The sequence below is a fragment of the Cohnella laeviribosi DSM 21336 genome (genome assembly GCF_000378425.1).
GTDB classification, from domain to species: domain Bacteria; phylum Bacillota; class Bacilli; order Paenibacillales; family Paenibacillaceae; genus Cohnella; species Cohnella laeviribosi.
The window spans coordinates 1-1,555 of the sequence record NZ_KB899898.1; the positions used below are offsets into that span (position 1 = coordinate 1).

1 protein-coding gene is annotated in these 1,555 nt (G+C 52.0%); it reads left to right on the forward strand.

Annotated elements, in window-relative coordinates; genetic code table 11:
• Positions 1 to 91 precede the first annotated feature (91 nt).
• The gene (locus F560_RS0122025) at positions 92 to 1,540 is read left to right on the forward strand and encodes an IS5 family transposase (protein WP_019007869.1); all 1,449 of its coding nucleotides are present in this window, start codon (positions 92 to 94) and stop codon (positions 1,538 to 1,540) included.
• Positions 1,541 to 1,555: the final 15 nt, after the last annotated feature.

Here is a 1,555-nt window from a genome sequence, read left to right on the forward strand (position 1 = left end):
AAGTCCGGTGAAAAAGTCCGTATAAGCAGGCCTTTCCCATGGTTTTATCGAATTTATTTTAGTAACAAAACGATCGAAAGAGTGAATGAGCATGAAAGCCCATAAGTCGTCGGCCATCCAGCCGCAATTGTTCCAATTCGTGAATATGGATGATCTCGTGCCGAAAAAACACATCCTGCGCCAACTGAACGAAGCGCTTGATTTTTCCATCATCCATGATTGGGTGGCGCCGCTGTATACGGAACGTACCGGCCGCCCGGCGGCTGACCCGGAACGGATCGTCCGGCTTATTTTGCTTTCGTATTTATTCAACCATTCCGAACGGGAATTGTATCAACTTTTGCCCATGCATGCGGGCTATTTGTGGTTCTGCGGACTGGATTTCGAATCCGTCCTGCGACCGGATCCATCCCGGCCGTCTTTGCCGGATCGGACAACGCTGGTGAAGACCCGGAAATTGTGGCGAAAACACGGTATTTTTGAAAAGCTGATGAAACATGTTGTGGACCAATGCATCGCTGCGGGATTGGTCCAATCCGATGTACACGCCAGCGTCGATGGCACCCAAGTACGCGCCAACGCCTCCATCCACAGCATGAAAGAAATCGCCTTGGCTCCAGTGGAGTCGATTGAGGATTACCTGGCTCGCATGGCTCGGCAAGATGAGCAGATCGATGGTGTCGCCCATGATTCCGATGATGACAGCCAGCCGCCCGCACCGCCTGCGCGAAAAGAGCAACGGCTGGAAGACGAAGCGACACATGAAGATTTTCATGGCAAAACCTTCTCGAATCAGACCCATCGCAGCGTAACGGATCCGGATGCCCGTCTGTACAAAAAGAGCAACGGCCAGGAAGCCCATTTGCGGTATTTGGTCCATCATGTGACGGATGTGAAGTCTGGTGTCATTCTGTCCGCACAAGCGAGCATCGCATCCGGTACGGCTGAGCGTGAGACGAGTTTGCAGCAGCTTTCCGCCATCCGTTTTGCCCATCCACAAATCCGGATTCGAACACTCTCGGCCGACAAAGCCTATGGTACGGCGGACTACCTGCAAGCCTTGTTCACGCAAGGGATTGTCCCCTTGGTTTCGCTTCGCAATCTGGCACTCGAAGAGGTGCCAACTTACCGACGCCAAACGAACGATCCGGAGAGACAACGCAAACGGCTGGCCAAAATCCAGGAAATCCAAATCCGAAACAGAGCCAAACAAATTCAGCTCACGGGTTCCTACCGTCATGTGCAAAAGTTGCGCACTCGTTGTGAGCATCTGTTTGCCGAAGGCAAAGTCGCACATGGTCTGGGTCGCGCACGGAGCCGTGGGCTGGACTGCATGCAGGAACAGACGCTACTGACGGCAACCATTCAAAATCTGAAAAGACTATGCCGGTTTAAGAAAAAACGACCTCAAACCGGTGCTTTGGCATGCCACAAACCGAAATCCGTGATGACGGAGGCGGTGTCAAACCTGCTCATATCAGTGGTGGCTATGTTTGTTTCCTCATTTTTCATGTCAGTTAGACGGCTAAAACTGACTTAATTCACCGGACTTCTA

Excerpts from the sequence above, each read along its gene's own strand:
- F560_RS0122025 (WP_019007869.1), top strand. The coding sequence starts at position 92 with ATGAAAGCCCATAAGTCGTCGGCCATCCAGCCGCAATTGTTCCAATTC.